This window comes from Lysinibacillus sp. FSL M8-0134, from assembly GCF_038069745.1.
Lineage (GTDB): Bacteria > Bacillota > Bacilli > Bacillales_A > Planococcaceae > Lysinibacillus > Lysinibacillus irui.
The window spans coordinates 1,453,208-1,477,952 of sequence record NZ_JBBPAJ010000001.1 but is presented as its reverse complement, the minus strand read 5'-3'; the positions used below and the strand labels follow the sequence as shown (position 1 = coordinate 1,477,952).

General features: G+C 37.0%; 22 protein-coding genes, 2 pseudogenes and 2 riboswitches. Of the genes and pseudogenes, 5 read left to right on the top strand and 19 right to left on the bottom strand.

Annotation, left to right across the window (positions count from 1 at the left end; translation table 11 throughout):
• Positions 1-3 precede the first annotated feature (3 nt).
• The gene (locus MKY49_RS07225) at positions 4-450 is read left to right on the top strand and encodes an NUDIX hydrolase (RefSeq protein ID WP_312505566.1); all 447 of its coding nucleotides are present in this window, start codon (positions 4-6) and stop codon (positions 448-450) included.
• A gap of 28 nt (positions 451-478) precedes the next feature.
• Here MKY49_RS07225 and splB read toward each other — a convergent pair whose 3' ends face one another.
• Both splB and MKY49_RS07215 read right to left on the bottom strand, forming a co-directional pair.
• Entirely contained in the window at positions 479-1,507 is a 1,029-nt protein-coding gene (gene splB / locus MKY49_RS07220; protein ID WP_274796429.1) for a spore photoproduct lyase, read from the bottom strand.
• 9 nt (positions 1,508-1,516) lie between these two features.
• Entirely contained in the window at positions 1,517-1,741 is a 225-nt protein-coding gene (locus MKY49_RS07215; RefSeq protein WP_274796428.1) for a transcriptional regulator SplA domain-containing protein, read from the bottom strand.
• Positions 1,742-1,910: 169 nt separating this feature from the next.
• On the opposite strand from MKY49_RS07215, the gene MKY49_RS07210 reads away from it, so the two are divergent.
• Both MKY49_RS07210 and MKY49_RS07205 read left to right on the top strand, forming a co-directional pair.
• Positions 1,911-3,299: a TldD/PmbA family protein gene (locus MKY49_RS07210; protein ID WP_274796427.1), complete on the top strand. Its 1,389-nt coding sequence runs from the start codon at positions 1,911-1,913 to the stop codon at positions 3,297-3,299.
• A gap of 3 nt (positions 3,300-3,302) precedes the next feature.
• On the top strand, positions 3,303-4,646 hold the full coding sequence (locus MKY49_RS07205; RefSeq protein ID WP_313470595.1) for a TldD/PmbA family protein: 1,344 nt from the start codon (positions 3,303-3,305) through the stop codon (positions 4,644-4,646).
• Positions 4,647-4,744: 98 nt separating this feature from the next.
• On the opposite strand, the gene MKY49_RS07200 is transcribed toward MKY49_RS07205, so the two are convergent.
• The 9 genes and pseudogenes from MKY49_RS07200 to MKY49_RS07160 form a co-directional block, all read right to left on the bottom strand.
• Entirely contained in the window at positions 4,745-5,590 is an 846-nt protein-coding gene (locus MKY49_RS07200) for a GNAT family N-acetyltransferase (protein ID WP_313470596.1), read from the bottom strand.
• Positions 5,591-5,603: 13 nt separating this feature from the next.
• The gene (locus tag MKY49_RS07195; RefSeq protein WP_313470597.1) at positions 5,604-6,152 is read right to left on the bottom strand and encodes a histidine phosphatase family protein; all 549 of its coding nucleotides are present in this window, start codon (positions 6,150-6,152) and stop codon (positions 5,604-5,606) included.
• Positions 6,153-6,253: 101 nt separating this feature from the next.
• Positions 6,254-7,561 carry an ATP-binding protein gene (locus MKY49_RS07190; RefSeq protein ID WP_274796423.1) on the bottom strand — a complete coding sequence of 436 codons (1,308 nt, stop codon included), beginning with the start codon at positions 7,559-7,561 and terminating at the stop codon, positions 6,254-6,256.
• Positions 7,562-7,850: 289 nt separating this feature from the next.
• The gene (locus MKY49_RS07185) at positions 7,851-9,296 is read right to left on the bottom strand and encodes a spore germination protein (protein ID WP_274796422.1); all 1,446 of its coding nucleotides are present in this window, start codon (positions 9,294-9,296) and stop codon (positions 7,851-7,853) included.
• Positions 9,297-9,448: 152 nt separating this feature from the next.
• Positions 9,449-9,916, bottom strand: a complete 468-nt coding sequence (gene ribH, locus MKY49_RS07180) for a 6,7-dimethyl-8-ribityllumazine synthase (RefSeq protein ID WP_274796421.1) — start codon at positions 9,914-9,916, stop codon at positions 9,449-9,451.
• 54 nt (positions 9,917-9,970) lie between these two features.
• Positions 9,971-10,570: pseudogene (ribB, locus tag MKY49_RS07175) on the bottom strand (3,4-dihydroxy-2-butanone-4-phosphate synthase); the annotation flags it as partial.
• 16 nt (positions 10,571-10,586) lie between these two features.
• The gene (ribE, locus tag MKY49_RS07170; protein WP_274796420.1) at positions 10,587-11,225 is read right to left on the bottom strand and encodes a riboflavin synthase; all 639 of its coding nucleotides are present in this window, start codon (positions 11,223-11,225) and stop codon (positions 10,587-10,589) included.
• Between the two features lie 220 nt (positions 11,226-11,445).
• Positions 11,446-11,571, bottom strand: a riboswitch (FMN riboswitch).
• Positions 11,572-11,760: 189 nt separating this feature from the next.
• A riboswitch (FMN riboswitch) is annotated at positions 11,761-11,886 on the bottom strand.
• Positions 11,887-11,998: 112 nt separating this feature from the next.
• Positions 11,999-13,627, bottom strand: coding sequence for an ABC-F family ATP-binding cassette domain-containing protein (locus tag MKY49_RS07165; RefSeq protein WP_341385860.1), 1,629 nt, complete (start codon positions 13,625-13,627; stop codon positions 11,999-12,001).
• Positions 13,628-13,878: 251 nt separating this feature from the next.
• Entirely contained in the window at positions 13,879-14,046 is a 168-nt protein-coding gene (locus tag MKY49_RS07160) for a hypothetical protein (protein ID WP_274797400.1), read from the bottom strand.
• Positions 14,047-14,394: 348 nt separating this feature from the next.
• Between MKY49_RS07160 and MKY49_RS07155 the strand changes: the two genes are divergently transcribed.
• Entirely contained in the window at positions 14,395-15,012 is a 618-nt protein-coding gene (locus tag MKY49_RS07155; protein WP_312505583.1) for an HAD-IA family hydrolase, read from the top strand.
• A 51-nt stretch (positions 15,013-15,063) separates the two neighbouring features.
• On the opposite strand, the gene MKY49_RS07150 is transcribed toward MKY49_RS07155, so the two are convergent.
• From MKY49_RS07150 to MKY49_RS07130, 5 genes and pseudogenes are all read right to left on the bottom strand, one after another.
• The gene (locus MKY49_RS07150) at positions 15,064-15,888 is read right to left on the bottom strand and encodes a methyl-accepting chemotaxis protein (RefSeq protein WP_274796417.1); all 825 of its coding nucleotides are present in this window, start codon (positions 15,886-15,888) and stop codon (positions 15,064-15,066) included.
• An 87-nt stretch (positions 15,889-15,975) separates the two neighbouring features.
• A complete protein-coding gene (locus tag MKY49_RS07145; protein WP_341385859.1) occupies positions 15,976-16,971 on the bottom strand; it encodes a VanW family protein in 996 nt (331 codons plus the stop codon).
• Between the two features lie 365 nt (positions 16,972-17,336).
• Positions 17,337-18,296 (bottom strand): annotated as a pseudogene (locus tag MKY49_RS07140) (beta-propeller fold lactonase family protein); the annotation flags it as partial.
• Between the two features lie 283 nt (positions 18,297-18,579).
• The gene (locus MKY49_RS07135) at positions 18,580-19,188 is read right to left on the bottom strand and encodes a CAP domain-containing protein (RefSeq protein ID WP_313470601.1); all 609 of its coding nucleotides are present in this window, start codon (positions 19,186-19,188) and stop codon (positions 18,580-18,582) included.
• Positions 19,189-19,398: 210 nt separating this feature from the next.
• Positions 19,399-20,025 (bottom strand): transmembrane-type terpene cyclase, encoded by a 627-nt coding sequence (locus MKY49_RS07130; RefSeq protein ID WP_274796414.1) that lies wholly within the window; start codon positions 20,023-20,025, stop codon positions 19,399-19,401.
• Positions 20,026-20,193: 168 nt separating this feature from the next.
• Between MKY49_RS07130 and pgeF the strand changes: the two genes are divergently transcribed.
• Complete coding sequence (gene pgeF, locus MKY49_RS07125; protein ID WP_341385858.1) at positions 20,194-20,955, top strand: peptidoglycan editing factor PgeF; 762 nt, start codon at positions 20,194-20,196, stop codon at positions 20,953-20,955.
• 57 nt (positions 20,956-21,012) lie between these two features.
• Here pgeF and MKY49_RS07120 read toward each other — a convergent pair whose 3' ends face one another.
• From MKY49_RS07120 to MKY49_RS07110, 3 genes are read right to left on the bottom strand one after another with little or no spacing between them, the layout of a single operon-like run.
• A complete protein-coding gene (locus MKY49_RS07120; protein ID WP_274796412.1) occupies positions 21,013-22,122 on the bottom strand; it encodes a Ger(x)C family spore germination protein in 1,110 nt (369 codons plus the stop codon).
• A complete protein-coding gene (locus MKY49_RS07115) occupies positions 22,119-23,198 on the bottom strand; it encodes a GerAB/ArcD/ProY family transporter (protein ID WP_312505778.1) in 1,080 nt (359 codons plus the stop codon). The genes MKY49_RS07120 and MKY49_RS07115 overlap by 4 nt, the downstream gene beginning before the upstream one ends.
• Positions 23,185-24,618: a spore germination protein gene (locus MKY49_RS07110; protein WP_341385857.1), complete on the bottom strand. Its 1,434-nt coding sequence runs from the start codon at positions 24,616-24,618 to the stop codon at positions 23,185-23,187. The genes MKY49_RS07115 and MKY49_RS07110 overlap by 14 nt, the downstream gene beginning before the upstream one ends.
• Positions 24,619-24,745 lie beyond the last annotated feature (127 nt).

Here is a 24,745-nt window from a genome sequence, read left to right as displayed (position 1 = left end):
ATCATGGAATACTATAAATTTTTAAGACAATACGTAGGACATCAACCGATTATTTTACCTGGATCTGTTGTCATCATGTTAAATAGTGCAAACGAAGTGTTACTACAAAAAAGATATGATGGCGGCTGGGGGCTCCCAGGTGGCTTAATGGAATTGGGTGAGAGCTTAGAAGATACCGCCAAAAGAGAAGTGTTAGAAGAAACAGGTCTGATCATCTCAGACTTACAGTTACTGGGTGTTTTTTCTGGACCTGATTGCTATCTTAAAGTGTCAAATGGAGATGAATTATATTCTGTTACAGCTGTCTATTATACAAGAAATGTTCACGGTGATTTAGTGATTGATTACAATGAATCAGAGACGATGCACTATTTCTCACTGAGCCATTTACCACAAAATTTAACAGATCGTCGTTTTATTGAACCGTATATAGCACAATTATTACTATAGAGAGAAAACATATTGTTCTCTCTCATAGTTACGTAAAATATTCTAGTTTCGCTTGTGGAAAGAACTTTTGCATATAGCCATATAAATGTTCTTTAATATCTTCCTCTTCTTCTTTTTGATAAATATATTTGCCAATTCCATATTTGCCCCATTTATACCTTCTCACAGTTTCGTCGAGTTCTAGCTTCGTCATCGGGTAATTTTTTTCAATTACTCGTTTAGCTGGCTTTGTAAAGCGATGCTGAATAAACTCAAATGTGATATCATCGCGTACATCCTTAGGTAGCTCTGCATCTAATCGTTCAAACATATGGTAATATCCTTCCTGCCACCCTTCATGGAGATAAATAGGGGCCACAATAAATCCAAGTGGATATCCAGCTCTTGCCACTTTACCTGCCGCCTCTATGCGCTTCGCAAGTGGGGATGTACCTGGCTCAAAATGTTTGATGACATAATCTGCATTAACGCTAAAACGAAACCTTGTCTTGCCATTATGATTGGCATCCAATAGGTGGTCTACATGATGGAATTTCGTAACAAACCGCAATTGGCCAAGCTCGCTTTGCCCAAAATGCTCAATAGCACGTTTCAATGTATGTGTTAAATGATCAATCCCTACAATATCAGAGGTACAAGATGCCTCGAAGCGTGTGATTTCAGGAGCTCTTTCGGCCATGTAATGATCAGCTTGCTCTAGAATTTCATCGACATTTACATACGTACGAATATAAGGTTTGTTGCCCATTGTCGTTTGTAAATAACAATAATGACAATGGCCCATACAGCCTGTTGCAAATGGAATGGCATATTCTGCTGAAGGCTTCGATGTATCAAACTTTAACGTCTTTCTAATCCCAACCACTAAGGTGGATTTAGCTACGCGATACTTTTGAAAATCATTGTCTCCTGGCAGATTTCTTACTTGATTGTGCGACGTCGTATAGCGAATTTCAATCCCCATTTTCTCAAACTTCTCTTTGAGCTCCTGCCCTAATGGATACTGAAGTGCATCGGGTTCAAAATAGACAAGCTGAGGTGTAAAAGGCTTTATCATGTCCACCTCCTAGTGAAAATACTGATGATAGGCTTGTTCAGCTGCCATCTCACTTGAAAAAATTAACATATCATTCGTGATCGGATAATAGGTTTCGAATAAAAATAGAGCTAGCTCCTCTGGTTGCTCTGGATGATTGACTACCGCCGCTTCCTGTATATTCGCTACATCCTGAATATGTGGATTGCGATAAAAAATATAAACTATATCACCAGCATTATATGGTTGCTGCATCTCTTCACCTTCCTCTGTCTTTCCATTAGTTTGGTGAAATTGCATAAAAATTATGTCATAAAAAATTTTATTGGCAATATACATAAATTTGTATATCACCAATCTAGAAATATAGAATAATACAGAACTTTTTAAAAATTTGGTATAATCAAGAAAAGGAGGAATTTATATGATTAAACAATCCATTATAGAAAATGTGCTTGAAGCAGCTCTCGCTACAGGTGGTGATTTTTCTGAAATCTTCATTGAAGATAAGTATGCTAATGAATTCGTTTTACAAAGCGGACAAATCGATCAAAGTATTGCTGGACGTGATTTTGGTATTGGCATTCGAATTTTTTCAGGCCTTCAAAGTATCTATACCTACACTAATGATTTTTCAGAGGAAGGCTTATTGGCAGCAGCCAAACGAGCAGCACTAGCTATCAAAGGTGGTGCGTCAGGTACTATTCACCCTCTTCATAAGGAGATGGTGACACCTATTCATCAAATCCTGCGTATGCCTAATACTGTGGAGCACAGCAGGAAAACCGCTATCATGCGACAAGCAGATTCAATCGCTAGAAATTATGACCCCCGTATTAGTCAAGTATTTGTCCGTTATTTAGACGAACAGCAGAACGTACTAATCGCTAATTCTGAAGGTAAATTTGTAGAGGACACACGTATTTATAGTAGGCTGAGCATGCGAGCAACTGCTGAAGAAGGTACTGAAGTGCAAACAGGTTTCTATGGTCCTGGTGCCCATGCAGGCTTTGAATTTATTGAAAGACTGGATCTTAATCATTACGCAGGAGAAGCTGCACGTATTGCTGTAACGATGCTTCATGCAGATGAATGTCCAAGCGGAAAATTCCCTGTCATCATTGATAATGAATTCGGTGGCGTTATTTTCCATGAGGCTTGTGGCCATGGCTTAGAAGCAACAGCTGTTGCTAAAAATAATTCTGTCTTTGCGAATCGTATTGGGGAAAGAGTGGCTCCTGAAATTGTTACATATATTGATGACGGCACACTTCCGAATGAATGGGGTTCGCTTAATATTGATGATGAGGGAGAAAAAACAAGGAGAAATGTTTTAATTGAAAATGGTATTTTAAAGGGCTACCTAATTGATAAATTTAATGCTCGACGCATGAATGCGCAGCCAACAGGCTCTTCACGCCGACAATCCTACCGATTTAATCCAACATCACGCATGACGAATACCTTTATCGCACCTGGCACATCTACGCCAGCCGATATTATCGCTTCTACAGAATACGGAATTTATGCAAAATATATGGGTGGTGGACAAGTTTCCCCTTCCACTGGTGATTATAATTTTGCGGTAATGGAAGCTTATATCGTCAAAGATGGCAAAATTGAACGACCTGTACGAGGGGCAACCCTTATTGGCAATGGAGCTAAAACATTGCAGCTAGTTGATCGAGTTGGCAATAATCTTGCGCACGGAGCCGGCATGTGTGGATCACTAAGTGGTAGCCTTCCTGTCAATGTTGGTCAGCCGATGATTCGCGTGAGTGAAATAACTGTTGGTGGAACAAAGGGGGAATAAACTATGAGCATTACACAATACCAAAAAAATCTTTTACAACAAGCAGTAGAAGCTGGATTAACAGAAGCAGAAGTCTATTATGAACAGAAAACTTCATTTCAGTGCACACTTTATGAAGGTGAATTGGATAGCTATGAAACATCAGACGATGGCGGTCTCAGTCTTCGAGGACTCTATAATGGAAAGATGGGCTATGCATATACAGAAAAAATAGATGATGATTCTATCGCTTTTTTAATTGATCAGGTGAAAGCCAATGCGGATGTACTCGATGAGCCTGAAGATCTCTCTATTTTTGAGGGTAGCGAGAAATACGCTCAACATTCTTTTTTTAATGAAGAACTAGAAGCAGTGAGTATTCCAGAAAAGATTGAATGTTTAAAGGCTATAGAGCAAAAAATCAGAGCGTATGATCCCCGCATTATAACGCTCGATTATTGTATACTTCAATACTATTCAACTGAACGTGCTTTAGCGAATAGTAAAAATTTATCTTTATCACATAAGGAAAACGGCTTAGTCCTCTTCCTGTCCACAGTTGTCAAGCAAGGTGACGAATTAAAAGCTGGTAGTTATTTGAAAATGACAAGAGATTTTCATTCCCTTGATGTAGATGCTATTGCCAAGGCTGCTGCTGAGGAGGCTCTCGCCCATTTAGGTGAGCAATCCATCCCTTCAAGCAAATATCCCATCATTCTCCGTCATGATGCCGCAGCGGAATTACTAAGTACCTTTATGCCGATTTTCTCCGCTGAGAAGGCACAAAAAAATCAGTCATTGCTAAAAGGCAAAGAAGGACAGCAAGTGGCTTCTGACATATTGTCACTCATCACTGCACCGTATCATCCTGAAGCGTTATCAGGAGGCAATTTTGATGGTGAAGGTGTTGCCACTAAACAACAAGCCATAATTACCGATGGCACATTACAAACACTCTTGCACAATCGAAAAACAGCCAAAAAAGACGGCTGTGAGTCAACAGGTCATGCACAAAGAGAATCTTATAAGGACACTTTGTCTGTCGCCCCACAAAACTTTTATATTGCACCCGGCCAAGAGACACAGGACTCATTAATCCACTCTTTAACTGAAGGTGTGCTTATTACGGATCTATCAGGACTTCATTCAGGAACAAATAGTATTTCTGGTGATTTTTCAGTGGCAGCTAGAGGATTCCATATTCAAGATGGTCAAATTGCCTCACCAGTCAAACAAATGACCATTGCAGGTAATTTCTTCACATTATTAAAAGATATACAAGCCATTAGCTCAGATCTGTACTTCTTACCAAGTGGCCATGGTTCTCCCTCTTTCATTGTTAAAGAACTAGCAGTAACAGTAGAATAATAGAAGAGCGAGCCATCCATTACTTCCGGAGGCTCGCTATTTCAATAAAAGACATGTTCTTCATTTTTTATTCCGGGTTCTTTATTACAATAGTTTGCTTAAAATTGCTTTTTCATCTGTACCTGCTCTGTCGTCACCTTTAGGCCATTCTTTATTAAAAAGCTAGTTGCGGGATTATTAGCTAAAAAGTTAACAGCCGTCATTTGGACTGGACATGTTATGACGCTTTCGAGAAAGTTGGGTAGTAAATTTTGATGTCGATCTTCAAGTATCTCTAATTGGTAGAGTAGTATTCGCTCCACTTCACCACTATCATTCCAAACGGTTTTGTATAGCATATAGCCCAGTGCTTTATTATCGTCGTTATAAAAAATCTTGGCTTCTCCCTGTTTCACACTCTGCCAGCTACATTGCCACGGCACATCTTCCTGATAGAACGGGAAATGGGGTAGTTGCTCAGGGCGAATAGTTTCTATATGAATGCGAGCTGTATGTTCAAATTCCCCTTCATATTCCCCACTTAAAAATAGCAATTGGTTGGAAATAGCATAGCCATATTTCTCATATAACGCAATGGCAACCTTATTTTCTTTGATCGCTTCCAACGTAGCGATCTCCACCTGTTCTCGCTCGTAGATAGCTAGGGCTTCTTCCATTAATAAACGGGAAACTCCTTTACCACGATAGTCTGGTGAAATACCTGTGCCACCATTCCAAGCAGTTTTCTTGCCATTGACGATACGGAAACCGTTTAGAACGATTGCAATTGGTTCATCCTGGTCAAAAATAACAATAGAATGCGTTGGAGACAGCCCCTCCCCAACTAATCGATGCAAAAACATTTCTGCCGTCATGTTGATTTCAACAAAATATCCTTCAAAGCCTTTATTCCATGCTTTCAATACTTCTTCTAACGTGCACTGTGAAACTGTTTTGATCTTCATATTGTCCCTCTTCTCAAATGGAATCTATTTTTGCTAAATCTTCTAAAGTTAATTTCTTCACAATATCATATCCTTGACCTGGACCTTTTGGCCGTATTACTACCGTTCCCATATCGGGGAGGATGCCAAGTCCCACATCTCTAGGAAAGCTATGGCCAATGATTACACTGTTCATGCCCTGTGGCGGAATTATTTCCAGCATAGATGAAAGGGCTGTTAATATTCTAGTTTGCTCACTGCTAGGAAGATCGCCACCTAACTTATAGATGTCATACAAAAAGGGCACAATTTGTACATCGTAATTTGGAAATGCCAGCCGAGCGGTTTCAATTGTTCGACAAAATGGACTTGTTGCAATAGGAGAAAGGATAGGGATTTGCCAATAACGTAGCATTTGACCAAAATAAACAGCTTCCCTACGCCCTTGTTCTGATAAGTTTCTCTGATTTTGACAACTATGAAATGTACCATAGGGTTGATCTACACCAACCGTTGCTGCCCCATGCCTTCCATACAAAATAAGCCCGCCCTTTTTCATTAATGCCAGGAGGCTCTTTTCCATTTTCTTCATCTCCTCCATCATATCACTTTATACTTTGTAATGTATGTCCTACATATTAAAAAAAGCTCCCCACAATTGTTTTGTAGAAAGCTTTTTTCCTGTTATTTTATTGGTATATTAACAATGGCAGTCGTTTCTAAATGTGTTGATGAATCGATCGAAATATGACCATTATATTTTGAAACAATTTCTTTAACTATAAATAATCCTTGTCCTCTTAGTCTACCATTCTCAAGTTTTTTCGTTGAGAAACCTTGTTTAAATATTTGGTCAGGATGAGCAATATTTGGACCTGTATTGGTAATTTTAAATTCATATTGTGCTTCATCTGCTCGACAGCAAATCATTATTTTACGTTGTCCCTCCGGTAACTCTACTGCAGCATCTATGGCATTATCAATTAAGTTCGATAGAATCTTGATTAAATCTGTCGTTTTAATCTTATTAAAGTCATCTTGAGAGATAGTAAAATCCATATCGATGTTATGATTCTGTGCCGTTAACTTTTTCGTTTGCAATAATATGGATAAACCTGGATGATCAATATTTAACTTTAATGATTTAATTGCTTGAACCTCTTTGGATAGTGAAGACAAATATTGTTTGGCTTGCTCAGTCTTTTCTAATTGAAGAAGACCGTGTAATACTTGAATATGATTCGTAAAATCATGACGTAATGATGACACCGACGTAATCAATGCTTTGATTTCTGCTTGATATGTGTCTTCAGTAGCACCAACTTCTTTCGCTACTTCCTTTTGATACCATCTCTGTAAAAATAAAAAAGAACCAATGACAATTAAAATAAAGACTCCATTAAAGATAAAAATAAATAGATTGTCTTCAATGACTTTACCTTTAATACCATTTAAAGTATCTGCGCTAATATCAATACCTAAAAACCCAATAATTTTCCCATTGTCATCTTTGATGGGTGCGCCAACTGATAAGTAGGAACCATGTATAGAGTCATGTATGACCTCTGTAACATAGGTTTCACCGTTATAAGCTTTTTCAACTTCCTTCGCGGGAACGGTACAAACTACCCCAATTTCGAAGCCCTCTCTCATTTCTTTTGGCATCCCTGTAATCATGGCTGTCGATACTTCTGGATTATCCACCTTTAGGGTGTAAACAAATAGTGCACCCAGTTTTATTCTTGCATCGTTTAAGTAGCTTCTTACTTTCCAATAATACGCATTTTCCTGTGGATTATTCAAAAATTGCTGATAAGCATCCGTATCAATAGATGAAGCAATGGAACGGGCAGCCTCTAAACTTTGATTGGCAATCGACTCCTCAACGGTCTTTTTAATTTTTACATAGGATGTAAAGATGTTTAAACTTGTAAACAAACATAATAAAAACGTTGATAGAATTAATATTAGTTTTACTTTTCGATTTTTCATATAAAACGGGACTTCCTCATCTATAAATATTCTAGAATATTATTATATTATAATTAACTCTATTGTATCGTTTGTATTGCGAACATTGCTTGTATATCCTACATAAATTAAAACATAAAATCAAATTTTATTTTTCCATTACTAAAATTATACACTTAACAAATAGTTTAATAATCCTTAACAAGAAAGTAAACTAAAAAGGTAAATAGTAACGTTTTATGTCTCTTTTCACTAAAATAAAACAAAGAAAAAGACCAGGTACTAACAATACCTGATCTTCTTTGAAAAGTTATTTATTTTTACTTGAAGTACGTGTTCGATCTTGTGGCTTTAAAAAGGAAGGTCGCTTGCTATAGCCCTTTGGAGAAACACGTAATAAAGATTTTCTAATATTGCCTTTTTCAAAATCTGCACTAAAGTTAATATATGGTACACCTAGTACTTGCATATTTGCTGTATACAGTAGAATGAAGAAGACTGAAATAAAAAACCCAAATAAACCCAAAAATGCAGATGCAATAATGATGATTAATCGGAAAATACTCATAGCTGTCACGAATGATTGATTAACAAGTGTAAAAGCAGCAATACTTGAAATGGCAATCACCACAATCATCGAAGGGCTTGTAACACCAGCTTTTATCGCAGCATCGCCGATAATTAAGCCACCTACCACACTAACGGAGCCACTGACAGCACTGGGTAGACGTAAGTTCGCTTCACGAAACAGTTCAAACATAAATAGCATTAGTAGTATTTCTAAAATCGTTGGAAATGGTAAACCCGTTCTTGACTCTACAACCGTTGCAAGAAGTAGAAAAGGTAGCTGTTCTTGATGGAAAGTTGTTAATGCAAGCCAAAAGCCGGGTAATAACATACTAATCATTATGCCTACAATTCGTAGCACTCGTTCCATTGAACTGACAATAATAGGATATTCATTATCTTCTGCCGATTTAAAAAGCAACATAATATTTGTTGGTGTAATCATGGCATACGAAACACCATCAATCATGAGAAGTATTCTTCCCCTAATCAATGCCTGGACTGCAAAATCTGGTCTTCCGGTATAGTCATGTCTTGGAAGAATCGTGGCAGTTTTCTCGATTGCTTCCATTAATAAATCACCATTGACAACGATATCCGTATCAATCTTTTGTAATTGTAATCGAATTTGCTCCAGCATATTGAGGTTCACAATATCTTCCATAAAAAGGATCGCTACTGTAGTTTTAGAACGTTTACCAATTTCTAATGTCTCGACACTAAATGAATTGGTTGGTAATCGTTTTCTTAACAAAGCAATATTAATGAATATATCTTCAATAAAGTCATCTCTAGGTCCTTTAACTACTAATTCAAGTGTTGTTTCTCCAGGCTCTCGGTTAGGTCGTTTTGAAATATTGCTCGAATATAATAATTGATTTTCCTCAAAATACAATAATACGTGGCCCTTATAAACTCTTGTCAGTATATCCTCTTTCGTTAGTACCTTTTGAAGATAAGGAATTTGTAAATGCTGTTCTATTTGTTCTGCTAGCATTTCGTCAGAGCTATTATTTAATAAGTCTTGAACCCGTTGAACAATCACTGTTTGAAGTATTTGCTCGTCTACCATCGCATCACAAGTTATAAAATGTACCGTATATTGCTGAAATTTATACTGTTGGAATATCACATCAGCAGAGCGTTGAAATAGTGATTTCAGCATTTTCAAATTAATCATTTGTTCCATTGATGAAATACTTCTCATCTCCTACTGAGCCAGCTCAAGATTAGTACATTTATGATAAACAACTTTCAATAAATACACTTAAGCATATTTTTCCCATGGATATTAAAAATATTCAAGAAAACAAATGATGTGATGGCTATTAGAACATGTTCTTATCCAATCATTTTTTTCAGATTTGCCATTTCAATTGCTGACATTGCAGCATCATAGCCTTTATTACCAGACTTCGTGCCAGCACGTTCAATTGCCTGTTCAATATTTTCTGTTGTGACAATACCGAAAATAACAGGGACATTTGTTGTTAAGGACACATTGGCAATACCTTTTGCTGACTCATTGCACACATAGTCATAATGTGTTGTTGATCCACGAATAACAGTTCCTAATCCAATAATGGCATCATATTTCTTTGTTTCTGCTAATTGCTTAGCAATAAATGGAACTTCAAAAGCTCCAGGAACCCACGCTACGTCAATAGATGCTTCATCTACTCCATGTCGTGTTAAACCATCCATTGCTCCATCCAATAATTTGCTTGTAATAAACTCATTAAAACGTCCTACGACTACCGCTATTTTTAAATCTGTTCCAATTAATTGTGCTTCAAATTTTTTACCCATTGTTCTTTCTCCTTTTTAAATAGATAGTGTATTTTCTGTTGTGAATAACCGATTGCGATAGGCAACCAATGCTTCTATCGATATCATTTTTAAGCCATGTTGAGCTGCGTACTTTGTCAGCTCTTCAAAACGTAGCATCTGTCCATCATCACCCATGATTTCGCAAATAACACCCGCAGGCACACTCTGGCAAAGCTTTGCTAAATCAACAGTTGCCTCAGTATGTCCTCTACGCTCTAAGACACCGTTATCCTTTGCAATTAGAGGAAAAACATGGCCAGGTCGACGAAAATCAGTTGGCCTTGCTTGATCTTCAATCATCTTTTGAATTGTCAACGCGCGTTCAAAGGCACTAATTCCTGTCGTTGTTTCTTCATGGTCGATACTGACCGTAAATGCTGTTTGATGGTTATCTGTATTGTTCTGAACCATTGGATGTAGATCTAGCTTTTGTGCTAGCTGCTGTGAAATAGGCGTACAAATAAGACCTCTACCATAGGTTGCCATAAAGTTAATTGTTTCCGGTGTGATGAATTCAGCAAGCGCTAGAAGGTCCCCCTCATTTTCTCGATCTTCATCATCAACTACCACAATTATTTTGCCTTGCTTTAAATCTTCTAGGGCTTCTTCAATTGCATGCAGCACTAGTGTCATCTCCTCATTTTATATATTAAAAACCATGTTGGGCTAAGTAATCTCTTGTAATGGTTGACGTAACTTGTCCTTTTTTCAGTTGCTGCAAAATATACTTACCAACCAAATCTGTTTCGATATTTACGATTGCTCCAACCTTCTTCATACCTAAAACAGTTTCCTTATACGTATGCGGAATCAATGAAATAGTGACACTGTTCGATTCAACATGAAAAATGGTTAAACTCGTGCCATCAATTGTGATGGAACCCTTTGGAATACAAAAGCTTGTGAGTTCCTCTGATAACTCGATATCGATATAGACTGCATTAGCAACCGGACGCTTTCGTAAAATTTTCCCGATTCCATCCACATGTCCAGCTACAAAATGACCACCAAATCGCCCATTTGCAGGCATAGCGCGCTCCAAATTAACGGGATCTCCTATCGCTAGCTGCTGTAAATTAGTTGCTTTGACTGTCTCAGGCATAACATCCATGGTAAGTTCCTGCTGCGTAAAATGTGTCACCGTTAAACAAACACCATTGACTGCTATACTATCGCCAAGCTTTACATCCTCCACTATTTTGGGTGATTGAACAGTAATTTTCATACTGTACTTATCGCTTTGCACGGCTTTAATTGTGCCAATATCCTCTACAAGCCCCGTAAACATTTCTCCACCTTCTTTCTTTTTTTGACAGTTTTTATCCGTCACTTTTCGGAGTGTTTCCGTTAATTTTAGTTTTCTATCCGTCATTTTAAACGTTGTATCCGTCTCCCTTCCTAGCTAACAAAAAAAGAAAAACCCCTTTGACAAAGGGGTTTTGGGAGTATAAGACATCAACAAATAAGCCTAGTTGGATTAACTTTTTTTTCCATAGACTACTATCTCATTTGTTCTTCTCCCATCCAGACTATAACTGTCGGTTTTGGATTTGCACCAAATCAGCTTGCGCTCACGGACTTTGAATGACTTCATCACCGCCGATTGGGAATTTCACCCTACCCCGAAGAACATCTTCTATTCAATTAGTTTGTTCGCTAAATCAGTGAGATCTACTATGCATCTCTATCCTTGAGGTGGTTGTATTGCGTACTTGTTATTAAACGAAAACAAAAAAACTTCCCGCATAATGAATGGGAAGTTTGTAATAAATGCATAGTCAAATAAACCCTCTAAATTATTTTAAATTTAAAAAGTTTGCATTTATACCCTTCTCCCATCCAGACTATAACTGTCGGTTTTGGATTTGCACCAAATCAGCTTGCGCTCACGGACTTTGAATGACTTCATCACCGCCGATCGGGAATTTCACCCTACCCTGAAGGATATTTTTATTTAGCTAGTTCTAACAATAACACTATTTTATTATATTATCCATCCTTCTATCTTAAATTTTTCAAAAAAAGGGCCACCCCTTGCTTAAGAGGTGGCGAGTAGTACTGTTAATTTCTTATATTTCGAACAACATAATCATCATAATTCCCTTGAAAAACAGTCACATTCGAAGGAGTAAGTTCAAGCATTTTACCTGCTAATTTATTTAAGAAATAGCGATCGTGTGAAATGCTCAATAATGTCCCCTCAAATTTTAAAAGTGCTTCCTCTAATACTTCTTTACTAAATAAGTCGAGATGATTGGTCGGTTCATCCAAGATAAGGACATTCGCTTTCTGTAAAATCAGCTTCGCTAAGGCAACACGAGCCTTTTCCCCACCGCTTAGAGAGGAAACCTTTTTAAAAACATCCTCTCCTGTGAATAAAAAATTACCTAGCACCGTTCGTACTCTTGCTTCTTCAATCGTTGGAAATGCACTCCAAACCTCATGTAGTACCGAATTATCGGGGTCTAATGTTGCCTGTTCTTGATCGTAATAGCCAATCGTAACACCATGCCCCCAAGCCACTACCCCACTATCTGGCTCAATCTCTTTAAGCAGTGCTTTAATTAATGTTGATTTTCCAACACCATTCGGCCCAATTAAAGCAACCCTATCGCCTCTGTATAAGTCAAAGGAAATATTTCGCAACAGCGTTTTTTGGATATTTTCTACCTTAAACGATATCTCTAAGTCTCTTACCTTCAATACTTCTTTATGCGATTTCTTATCCATAGCAAATGCCATTTGTGCATGCTTTAAATCTTTTTGTGGTTGATCAATCCGTTCAACTCGTTCAAGTTGCTTCCGTTTATTTTTAGCGCTTCTCGAAGAAGTTGCCATGGCAATATTCCTTTGAATATAATCCTCCATTTTAGCTATTTGTTGTTGTTGCATCGAATATTTTTTCTCTAGCAACTGACGATTCTTAGCTTTACTTTCTACATATTGAGAATAATTACCGCTATATTTTGTGCCTTTTGTACGCTCAATCTCATAAATTTCATGGACAAGGGCATCTAAAAAATAACGATCATGAGAAATAATTAAAATGGCCCCTTGATAGACACGTAAATAATTTTCAAGCCAATTTAATGTCTCGAAATCCAGGTGATTTGTCGGCTCATCCAAAAGTAATAAATCTGGTTGTGCTAACAGGATTTTGGCAAGAGCAAGCCTTGTTTTTTGGCCACCACTGAGCTTCTTAATCAGTGTATCGTTGGGGATGTCGCCAAAACCCATACCATTTAACATACTTTTAATTTTTGGCTCAATATCATAGCCACCTTGTTGCGTAAACCAATCCGCCTTGCCAGCATAGCGTGTCATTATTTGCTCAAATTTATCCGGATTATGGACTAAAGATGGCTCACTCATTTGCGCCTCCAGTTCTCGAAGTTCCTGTTCAACCTTTAGTAGCTCCGTAAATACCCCGAGCATTTCAGACCAAATCGTTTGTTCCATCTGCAATCCACTGTCCTGTTTTAAATAGCCTACTTTAACCCCTTTCCCCATGAAAATCTCCCCCTGATCGTATGGAAGATCTCCTGCAATTATTTTCAGTAACGTTGATTTTCCAGCTCCATTTACCCCAATAAGGCCCATGCGATCCCCACGTTCCAGTTTTAAGGTAATGTTTGAGAGAATAGGATCTCCTAAATAGCTTTTACTAATTCCATTTAATTGAAGTATCATTTTTTCAATCTCCTTATTTATTTTGGCCATCATTTCACCAAGCGTTAGCACTTAAGAAATAAATGGACGTATAAGGTTACACATCACTTCTCTCTCCTCCCCCAATAAAAAAAAGGCACCGTAATAAACGGCACCTTTGAAAAAATAAACCTCTGTAATGAAGAGGCTTTATTCTATATTTCACAATAAAACACAAAAAGCGCCGATCAAGAACCGGCGCTTACCCTGCTTTCTATTTTACAGTAATACTACTAAAAATAATTATGATAATTTGAAGGTAAAAAGCTTCCGGAACCTGTTTCCATATGAAATTTGCTTAAAAAAGGGCAGACCTCTCCCTTTGCCAGCAAGTCCCCACAGAAATTGTAAGATTTCACCTCTATCTCAATCAAACCTTTTGCGAATTTAGCTTCCATCACTTTTTACCTCCTTTCGAATAATAGTATCAATTAATCTAACACAAATTTTTAGAGATTACAATTGTTTTTAAATACTGGCTTTTTTCATTTTAATGCATAAACAATAGGCAAACACTTATTTTTTTGAGTTGGCGTCTATCGTTTGAAAGCCCAATTTCTTTTGAGAGAGCGCTTTTTTGTACGACCATTTCCGTTGCAATCGCAGTATTTTTTGATAATATTTACCATAAGATGTTTACGTACGCTCAAAATGGTTGTTGTTTCATGAGGCAGTTGTTAGCCCATTCCATGTAACATTTTTAAGCATAAAACGTCAATACAACTAGATGGTAAAGGAGAAAGTTTGCAATGAAGCATATTATCTTTGATTTTGATGGAACATTGGCAGATTCAACTGCCGTGTTTGCATCAGCATGGAATACATTAGCTCAAAAATATAAATTTAAAGGCATCGAATTAAAGGAAATTGATGCCTTGAAAAAATTATCGATTTCTGAACGGAGTAAATTATTTGATTTTCCAATGTATAAATTGCCGATGATTTTACCGCAATTTTATAAATTGTATCGCCAATCGTTAAATGATGTTCATCTTTTTGATGGAATGAAAGAAGTACTGCTGGAAATTGATAAAAGAGGCTATAAAATCCTCATTATTTCCTCAAATTCTAAGGACAATATTTTAGAATTTCTAAAAATGAACGGTATTCATTGTGTAGCCGATGTTCTTTGCTCAAACCGAATTTTCGGCAAGGATAAAGTGATGAAAAAGTTTTTAAAGGAATCGAATGTTCACTCATCCGATGTGCTATATATCGGGGATGAACAACGGGATATTGTGGCTTGTAAAAAAGCAGGTGTGCCCATTGCTTGGGTGGAATGGGGCTATGATGCCAAGGAAGTGGTTAAAAATGAAGAGCCTGAATACAAGGTAGCAACTCCTCAAGAAATTTTAGAAATTATTTAATTATAGAGTAGGATAATAGCAATCTACTTGGCTATTATCCTTTTTTCTATGCTATCCTTTAATCTCGCTAATATGCATGAGCTTTTCTGCTGTATTATTAACCCCTTTATAGGCATCCGTTAATTCGTGCATACTTTCTGCAAATTGCTGGGTAAAGGCAGCAATTTGATTAGCAGAAGCATTCACTTGATCAATAGATTGCTTAATGCTTTCTAATTGTCTTGTAATACTATCTGCACTATCAGTACTGCTTTGGGACATTTTTTGAATTTCTGAAGCGACAACCGCGAAGCCACGCCCATGCTCACCAGAACGTGCAGCTTCAATCGAAGCATTTAAGCCAAGAATTTTTGATTTCATTGCCAAATCTTTTACTAAATTAACAATGACATTGATTTGTTCAATGTCGCCAGCCATCGATTCAGAGAAATTAGATAGCTCTTCCAAACGTTTTGAAACATCCATACTAGCAGTGGCTAACCCTTCATTTGTAGTAGTCATTTCTTCCACAGTACTTGAAAGTTCTGTAGCTAATAAACGCATATTATCCATTTTTTCATTCGAAATAATGGCACTTAATACGCCTATAACTTGTCCACCATCAAAAATAGGCTGTGCAGAGGCGATATAGGCCATACCAAATCCTTCTGCACTTCGTTCTTCCTTCACAAATCGACCTGAACTTAATGCTATTTCCGTTGCGGTTCCTCTATATGTATGGACGGATTCACCTATCCCTACTTTCAGGTCAACATGTTTACCTGGTTTGTAGGCAAGAACCCTTTCTGTATCTGCCACTATGACACAAGCATCTTCTGGATAAGTCGCTTGGTATAAATCAATAGAATCAATTACTGCCTGTATTTTTGGATGCATGGTTTTCCCCTCCCAGAGCTTTTCAAATTAACTATATCATGGCACCTAAAAAAAGACACCAATGTCTATTAGTGTCTTTTCACTATATTATTGCTTTGTCAATAATTCTACATATTTCTCTGCTGTTCGTATTTCGATTGTTAGAAAATCTTTGCCATAGCTAGTCTTTATTAAAAATGGTACATCATTAGTGTTTTGAAATCTAAAATCTAAACTACCATAGGACACCGTTGCGTCCCTCCCCTTTGGTACATACCCTACGTCTAAGGAATGGTGATGGCGCTCCACATATTTAACTGGAATTTGATCCACTGCATTAAACAGGGTTGAAGATGTTTGACAGATCCCCCCGCCGATGCCCATGACAACTTTTTTATTAATAATTTCTGGTGCAGGCTGATAGCCATGAGCTTCATCTCGTGGTCCCACAACCGAATTAAACGAAAAATGGTCCCCACTGCCAACGATGACATTATCAATGGCCTTGGCAGAAAGCTCAATGTTTTTATTTCTCCCCACATCAGCGCTATTAAAATAGGTTGTAAAGGATGAGACAACAACCTCCTCTAAATAAGGAATATCCTCAAGCGAATAGCCACTTTGAGTGATATAAAGTGGCACTTCCACTTGACCACCAGTCGCTGAGGCTTCTAAAACTCTCTCCACTAATTCACTTTCTTTTAAAATCGTTTGTGGTCTTCCCTTAATTATATTCCCTGTTTCATCCAATCGATCAAGCACCATCCGCTGATCATAGCCATTGATTGTATTCGTTCCTCTCGCTAATTCCTTAGCCACTTGCTCGATAAACTGCTGATAGGCTTGCGGATTTGTCTCATAGCCACTTTCCTTTGGTGAAATCGTTTCAATAATCGTGTTTGTCGTAGGATCCACTATCTCTACAATAGCCGGCTCATTTTGCGTTATTTGCTCGGAGTTAACAGGCTTTTGTAATTCTTCGATTTGTTGCTTTAATTGCTGATTTTCTTGCTCTAGCCTATGCTCATTTGCGGCATTTTTTTGACATCCCACTAGTCCTATCATACTTAATACGCAAAATGCAGCCATCCACTTCTTTCTCAACAATGTACACCTACCTCTATCTTCATACTACAGAGACATCTTATTCGTATATTGCTAATAGTGTGTGGTTTTTATGGAAATTTATTTATCTGTTAATGGGAAACATAAATCATAACGACCTTTGAAATCAACATTTAATAAAATTATGTAGTGCTAGGATAGCCATACTAAAATTTAAAATGAGAGAGCTATCCAAAATCATGCTATACAATTCATTCGTAACTTTCTATCAGAACATCTTTTGGCCATTACTTTCTTTAACACCCCAATATGACGTCTTGAATTTTAGTGGTGTTGATTTTTAGGAGGCTACTACTTTAATTTTGTTTGCAATCTTTGAGTACTTCAAAAAATTAGCTCATTTACTATAGGCAGATTGTTCCAGTATCTATACCAGTCGGACCATTAAATCCTGGAATTGTATCTACTACCATATTGGTTGCAATATCTATAACAGATACTGTGTTGTCCGTTTGATTTGTGACATATGCCAACATTCCATTTGGCAAAATGGTTACTTGATCAGGAGATGATCCTACAGGAATTGTAGCTATCACCATATTTGTTGCTGTACTGATGACAGAAACAGTATTACTACCTTTATTGACAATATACAAAAGTGTGCCATCAGGCGTAATGGCTGTTCCTACAGGCCCTGTTCCCACAGGAATTGTATTGATTACTGTATTTGTTGCAACATTAATGACAGATACATTGTTGCTATTTTCATTTGTAACGTAAGCAAATTGTCCACTTGGAGTAAAAACAATGGATCTTGGGCGAATTCCAACAGGGATTGTAGCAACCACCGTATTAGTAGCTGTGTTAATAACCGATACAGTACCTGAATTTTCATTTGCCACGTAGGCAAACGCACTATTCGGCGTAAAAGCGATACCTTGAGGTTGGAGCCCAACTGGAATGGTAGCTGTTACGGTATTTGTCGCTGTATCAATGACGGATACAGAGTTAGCTGCTGGTCCATGATTTGAGACATAAGCAAGGGCACCATTTGGTGAAATCGCAATACCAAGCGGCTCATCTCCTACAGGAATCGTAGTGACTACCGTATTTGTTGCAGTATTAAAAACTGTGACATTATCGGAGAAGAGTGCTGGAACATAACCAAATGCTCCGTTTGGTGTGATCGCTACCTCTAAAGGAGCCGTTCCTACTGGAATGGAAGCAACAATAGTATTTGTCGCTGTATCAATCACTGATACCCTATTATCAGGGGTTTCTAACTGCCCAGCATCCGTCACATATACTAAATAATCACAGACTGGTATTGGTGGTTCTGGTAAAAATGGTGGCTTACAACGGCAAGGGCAACAAAAACCACAACAATGACAATGACAAGCAGGATTGGATTTAAACTTAAACCTAAAAAATTTTTGTTCTTTTCCCACAATAAACGCCCTTTCTATCATATATGGATACAATATGCCGAAAAAATTGTAATTTCTTGTGCGTTTTACCCAAACATATTGTTTCTGAAAAGTATTAAGGGATGTTTAATATACAAAATGGATTGATTTGATTTTATTTATCTACATAAAAAGAACTGTCCCTCATCAGTGACAACTGAATTCGGGCAGTTCTGTATAATTATTTTTGAATAAACATTTGTGTCCAGTAGTTCCCATCCTGTACATAGCCTATCCCAATATGTGTGTAGCTTTTGTTGAGAATATTAGCTCGGTGTCCTTCACTATTCATCCAAGCTGTGACAACCTCTTGAGCTGAACGTTGGCCCTTCGCGATATTTTCGCCAGCCGATTTATAGGTGATGCCGAAGTTTTTCATCATAGTAAAAGGTGAGCCATATGTTGGACTAGTGTGGTCAAAGTAATGTTTATCATGCATATCTTGAGATTTGTTTTTTGCTACTTTTGATAGCTCTAAATCTTCATGTAATGCTGGTAGACCTGCTTTTGCGCGCTCTGCATTGACAAGTTTAACTACCTCTTGTTCAACACTTGCTTGTTCCTTTACAGAAACAGTGATTTTTTGTCCAGGGGAAATTTGATTTGGATTCGCAAGCTGTGGATTGGCATCAATTAATTCTTGTACTCCAGTTCCTGTTTTCAACGCTATTTTCCATAGAGTATCTCCAGATGCTACAGTATAGGATTCAGCTGCCATTGCTCCTACTGGTACTAATAAAGAAGCTGCTATTACTGAAGAAAATGCTGCTTTTTTGATTTTGTTCAACATGTTAATCATCCTTCCTCTTTGCTCTACTACTATCGTAAATAGTTTTAGTGCGATAATCATCACAAAATATTTGGAAGGATTTTTACAATTGTATGACATGCCCCCAACATTAACAGAAAAAGCCCATTTTGACGCCCTTCTTTATCCTTTCCCTTGTCATCAAGTTGCAATCTATTTGTAATTAGCATACATTACCAATAGGTACATCTGTTATAATTTTGGTTTTTGCTTCTGCCAACGATAGATTAAGAGAATATAAAGCCAATCATAAAAGAGCGTTGCCACAGAAATAATGGTAATCAGTGGCGTGCGGAAGTAGAGATAAAAGCCAACTGAGGCAAACAATGTACCTAACATTTTACAGATAGCAATTGCCATCGACTGGCCCGCCAAATTCCCCCTTTGCAACAATAGAGCGATAAATAAACCGGACATCATGAGATTTTGAAAAAAGGCCGCGTACTTCCCTTCGTAATCATGAAACTCATGGACTAAGCCTAAAATCGTCAACATGCTGAAAACTAAAGTCAGCAAAAAGGAGAAATACAATAATTTTTTTGAAAGCATTCTACGGTATTCATTTGGAGCATAGCGTAAAAATTGCATTAAAATAAAGATGTCTAATAGGAACCAAATGAGCGTAATGAATCGTTGGAGATCATTTTGCGGGTAGATAAAAGCAAAGATAAACTCCCATGAAATATTGGCACAAATTGCCGCCATGGGCATGCCATATTGTTTATCTCGCCATCCTTTATAAATAACGAGTATATATGTAATAATCCAAAAAAGGCCCATGCCTAATTGGCAAATCAATAATATGTTTAGTTCACTCAAAATTTGCCCTCTCCTCTAGCTATCAATATCATTCCTTCCACTATATGTAGGGAAATTGGTTCATTATGTCTAAAAGATTGATAGTCGGGTAAAAGAGAGCTAAATAACAAATAACTGCAACCTATACTTTCCATAAGTAATCCTATATAGTAAAACGAGGTGATTAGAATGAAAACAAAAATTTATGTAGATAATGAACAATTTATTGCGGGTACTACCTTAAAAGACCCATTGGAATTGGAGCAAAATAATATGGCGTTGCACATTTGCGACAATGTTCAAGATGTGATTGAAAATCGTCAACAATTAGCTGCTACGTTGAACTGTGATTTACAACAATTTATTTGTACAGAGCAAACCCATAGTGCTAATTTCCACAAGGTTACATTGGCCGATAAAGGACGTGGAGCTGAGCAAATGGATACAGCAGTTAAAAATACGGATGCTCTTTATACCACAGAGCCCAATTTATTAGTATGTAGCTTTACCGCAGATTGCGTTCCCGTTATTTTTTATAATGCAGTGAATGGACTAGTTGGTGTTATCCATTCAGGCTGGCAAGGAACAGTCAAAGAAATAACCCTAAAGTTATTCCAACATCTAGTACATGAAGAACAATGCCGACCTGAGGATTTTCATGTTCAAATCGGCATGGCTCTAAGTCAGCAAAAGTTTGAGGTTGACGCAGATGTCTACGAAAAATTCCATAGCCTGGGCTATGCTGAACAATTCATGTATTTTAATGCTGAAACCAATAAATATCATATTGATAATCAACAAACCGTCAAAAAACAATGTGAGCTTGCAGGTATTCCAACAGAGCAAATACAAATTGATGCAACCTGCACATTCCTTAGCCCTGATGGCTTCTCTTACCGTCAGGACAAAAAAGCAGGCAGACATTTAAGCTTTATTATGCGCAAATCATAAACATAAAAAAGGACGAACAGATCTGCGCTCTAATGGATTGCAGATTTGATTGTCCTTTTATTTTAAGGTTCCTGTACTAATAATGGATGTCTTAACATGTACTTCTGTATTTAGCTTTCTAATTAGTTCCCTTGTTTTTTTAGTCGTCCATTTTCCGTGATAATACATTCTAAATTTCTCACTTAATCCACTAGGATCCACATCCATCGTTTTTAATTTATCTAGAAATTTAGTGATATCCTCTTTTAGCTGCTTATTAACATCTTTCTCCAAATGACTAATGCTCTCAGCGGTTTTTAGCTCATACTCTCTTGCGCCTTTATATTCGCTTAATGTCCCTTTAATGTTAAGGTTAATGGTTATCTTAGGTGACTCAATATCCTTATTGCTTTGTATATTGACCGTACTCTCAATTAAATCAATCATCAGCTTCTCTTCACCATGTCCCTCATGCAAATCTAAATGGAGCGGCGCCAGATTTTTTCGTCCCTGTAAAGCTTGAATAATGAGCGCTTCCTCTGGCTTTATCAGTTCATGCATATGGCTCCCTTTAAAAATAGCAACACCCTTTATTTCTAACTTATCATCAAGCTTTTCAATATAAGGAAGAATTGTGTCTATCACTGGATTTGAAATGGTGTAAATGAAATCATGGACATTTGTATTGGGATTAAACGCCGTATTAATACTTGGCTCTAAAAGATCATTAATATAAAAATTAATGTTTGGTTTATCAGGATAATCTCCCTTTAAAATAGTTTCTGCATTGTCCTTTGCAATAGCAATAAGTACCTTATTGCCTACCTCTGCATTTCTGTATAAATGCTGAATAACCTTTCGCACCTGCCCTTTTCGTGCAAACTCTTCATTGACTAAGACAACACGTAATTGGTTAAAGACAATCTTTTTATCTGATAGCTTTTCAATTTCTACTATTCCATTTGAAACAAGGTCAGTAGCAACAGAGAAAATTTGTGTGTTTTTTTGTGCTTCGGGCGAATACTGCGGAATGGCTACGGTTAATTTCATTTGCTTATCATCTATATAATCAAAAGCCATTGTACCAACCATACCTATATCCTCTAGTGGAACCTTTTGTTCCTTTCTTGCACAACCAACTAGTAACAATAACAAGGAAAGGATGATGCATAGAAGCTTTTTATTCATTGCTCCACCTTCTTTTTTCTAACTGCATATACGAGCATTAATATGACTGGCCAAATAATTAGCATATAGCCTATATAATTACTTGCTGCAAATAGCTTTTCTTGAACCTCGCGGGAAAAAGGCATCTTGACAATCACAAATATGATAGCTGCAATTAAATAGAGTATATAAATTTTTTTCTTTTTAAATACTGAGTCAATTCCTATTTTGGCACACCATACATAGGCAGTTACGGATGATAATATTAAAAATACCCATAGCGTGATCCCAATAATATCTATTCGTTCAACAAACGTAAATTCACCAGCTTTAAATAAATTCAATACAGAAAACTCCACATTTTTCAATTGCCATTCAGAATAATAGATGACACTTACGACTGTTGTGAAAAAACAAAGAAAAATACTAATCCAAATCCCGATTAGCGAATGGCGAAATGCCTTTTTCTGATCCATAATATAAGGAAAATAAATCATGATTAATTCATAACCAAGGATTGATAAATAGCCATCTTTAAACGCATCAAAAAATTGTTTCGCATTAAAATTAAATAACGGAAGTAAATGGCTAAACTCCCCTTTTTCAATTGCCCACCGCGTAAAGTAGACCATGGGGATTGTTATAAAAAAAGTCATCATGCAAAATCTAGCTATTGATTTTATGCCTCCACTTACAATGTAAATAAGTAAAAGTAATAAACAAATAACAGGCAATGTGATCGTTTGTTCAGGCAGCGCTGTACTTTGAATGAGATGCATATAATTACTAATGATACCTGCACTAAAGACAATAAATTGCAAGACAAAAAATAGGTTAATGGCCTTTCCTATGATTTTTCCTAATAATATTTCGTTGATACGAAATAAATGCTCAGTAGGATATTTAGAGCAAAGCCAAACCATTGGCCAAAGAGTTAACGTAGCAGTTATTCCAAATATAATCGGCACAAGCCACTGAGTATACCCCATCGAACTCATTTTTTGCGGCAACGAAAGTATACCTGTACCAATCATAATGCTTTGAGCCAAAAAGATGACATGGTAGCGGTTCAAAACCTTTAATTTAGCTGTGCTCAACGTCTTCACCTAATTTCTCTTCCTGCTGTTTTGACTGAGTTCTTGAAATCCCCGTCTTTTTCGTTAAATATTTCAATGGAAATCTGATGACATTATCTAATAAATCTGTCGGCTTTCTTGGTATCCCTGGTGTCATATAATTTGTTCCTAAAGATTTTAGACTTAGTAAATGATGGATTAACCATGCAAAGGCGAGCATCTGGCCAAATAAACCAAAGAGCCCTGCGGATAAAATAAAAATATATCGTATAAAGCGGCTCGTATTACTCATTAAAAATATTGGTGGTAGGAACGATAATAAGGCAGATGTTGCGACCAGGACGATTAGAATATTGCTGAGTAATCCAGCTTCTACAGCCGCCGTACCTATTACAATACCTCCTACGATACCAATTGTTTGGCCGACTTTTGCAGGCATTCGAGAGCCCGCTTCTCGTAAGACTTCAATAATTAGCTCGATAAATAACACTTCAATCAAAGGTGGAAATGGTACCTTACTCCTCGACTCTTGAAGGCTTAACAATAATTCATAAGGCAAAATTTCTGGATGGAAGGTTAAAGCTGAAATATACATTGGTGTAATCATGATCGTTATGAAAAAACCAAAAAAGCGCAGCATCCTTAATAAAGATGCCGTTGTCCAGCGGTTGTAATAATCCTCAATCGAAACGAACATCTCAAAAAAGGATGTAGGGCAGACAATCGCTAATTGACTGTTATCCATAAAAACAACAATTCTACCATCTAGAAGGTACCGACAAACACTATCTGGACGTACGGTCATATAATATTGTGGAAAGGGTGATAACGGATTATCTTCTATTAATTGCTTTAAAACTGAAATATCCGTAAATAATGGATAATTCACTTGATCAATACGATTTCTTAAATTTTTCAAGTTTTCGTCATTCACAATATTGTCCATATACACGATCGATATTTTAATATTAGCCTCAGAACCTACAATCCGGTTTTCATTTTTTAGCATAGAACTTTGAATACGTCTTCTTACTAAAGAAATATTGGTTTCCAATGATTCTGTGAATGCATCCTGTGGCCCAATCACGGTTGATTCTGTTTCAGTATTGGTTATAGCTCTGATTGGTGCACTAAATGTATCCATACTTACAAGTGCATTTGTTTCATGAAAGAATAGCAAGGTTTGACCAGCATTCAATCGTTTAATGACATCCTTTACGTCCTTTGCATCTATATATTGAGACATTTGATGTATCTGTTTTAAATTATTGGCCAACGGTATTATTACCATGGTTTGTAAGGTCATTTTTTCAATAAGAGAGGAGAAATAAATGACCGTGACGTCCCCTTCTTCCGTTGCCATCATTTTCAGTTTTACATCATCTATTTCATTTAATTCCTGCTTTAAATGTGCAACGATTTGTTCAGGTATCCCACGCATCCATATCAACTCCTTGATTTCCCAAGACATGTCCATCGTATAAACTTTTTAGTAGTTTGGCTTTTTACAGTTGAATTATGTAAAAATTGTGCTAGCAAAAAAAGGATGCATCCCATTTTTGAGATGC

What these genes read in the sequence shown, in the direction of transcription:
- MKY49_RS07155 (WP_312505583.1), top strand. Translation starts at nt 14,395, where the DNA reads ATGAAGCATATTATCTTTGATTTTGATGGAACATTGGCAGATTCAACT.
- MKY49_RS07190 (WP_274796423.1), bottom strand. Translation starts at nt 7,561, where the DNA reads ATGAAAAATCGAAAAGTAAAACTAATATTAATTCTATCAACGTTTTTA.
- MKY49_RS07110 (WP_341385857.1), bottom strand. Translation starts at nt 24,618, where the DNA reads ATGCGTGGGATACCTGAACAAATCGTTGCACATTTAAAGCAGGAATTA.
- MKY49_RS07195 (WP_313470597.1), bottom strand. Translation starts at nt 6,152, where the DNA reads ATGGAAAAGAGCCTCCTGGCATTAATGAAAAAGGGCGGGCTTATTTTG.
- MKY49_RS07205 (WP_313470595.1), top strand. Translation starts at nt 3,303, where the DNA reads ATGAGCATTACACAATACCAAAAAAATCTTTTACAACAAGCAGTAGAA.
- MKY49_RS07225 (WP_312505566.1), top strand. Translation starts at nt 4, where the DNA reads ATGGAATACTATAAATTTTTAAGACAATACGTAGGACATCAACCGATT.
- MKY49_RS07200 (WP_313470596.1), bottom strand. Translation starts at nt 5,590, where the DNA reads ATGAAGATCAAAACAGTTTCACAGTGCACGTTAGAAGAAGTATTGAAA.
- pgeF (WP_341385858.1), top strand. Translation starts at nt 20,194, where the DNA reads ATGAAAACAAAAATTTATGTAGATAATGAACAATTTATTGCGGGTACT.
- MKY49_RS07210 (WP_274796427.1), top strand. Translation starts at nt 1,911, where the DNA reads ATGATTAAACAATCCATTATAGAAAATGTGCTTGAAGCAGCTCTCGCT.
- MKY49_RS07150 (WP_274796417.1), bottom strand. Translation starts at nt 15,888, where the DNA reads ATGCATCCAAAAATACAGGCAGTAATTGATTCTATTGATTTATACCAA.
- MKY49_RS07120 (WP_274796412.1), bottom strand. Translation starts at nt 22,122, where the DNA reads ATGAATAAAAAGCTTCTATGCATCATCCTTTCCTTGTTATTGTTACTA.
- MKY49_RS07215 (WP_274796428.1), bottom strand. Translation starts at nt 1,741, where the DNA reads ATGCAGCAACCATATAATGCTGGTGATATAGTTTATATTTTTTATCGC.
- ribH (WP_274796421.1), bottom strand. Translation starts at nt 9,916, where the DNA reads ATGGGTAAAAAATTTGAAGCACAATTAATTGGAACAGATTTAAAAATA.
- MKY49_RS07165 (WP_341385860.1), bottom strand. Translation starts at nt 13,627, where the DNA reads ATGATACTTCAATTAAATGGAATTAGTAAAAGCTATTTAGGAGATCCT.
- ribE (WP_274796420.1), bottom strand. Translation starts at nt 11,225, where the DNA reads ATGTTTACGGGGCTTGTAGAGGATATTGGCACAATTAAAGCCGTGCAA.
- splB (WP_274796429.1), bottom strand. Translation starts at nt 1,507, where the DNA reads ATGATAAAGCCTTTTACACCTCAGCTTGTCTATTTTGAACCCGATGCA.
- MKY49_RS07185 (WP_274796422.1), bottom strand. Translation starts at nt 9,296, where the DNA reads ATGGAACAAATGATTAATTTGAAAATGCTGAAATCACTATTTCAACGC.
- MKY49_RS07135 (WP_313470601.1), bottom strand. Translation starts at nt 19,188, where the DNA reads ATGTTGAACAAAATCAAAAAAGCAGCATTTTCTTCAGTAATAGCAGCT.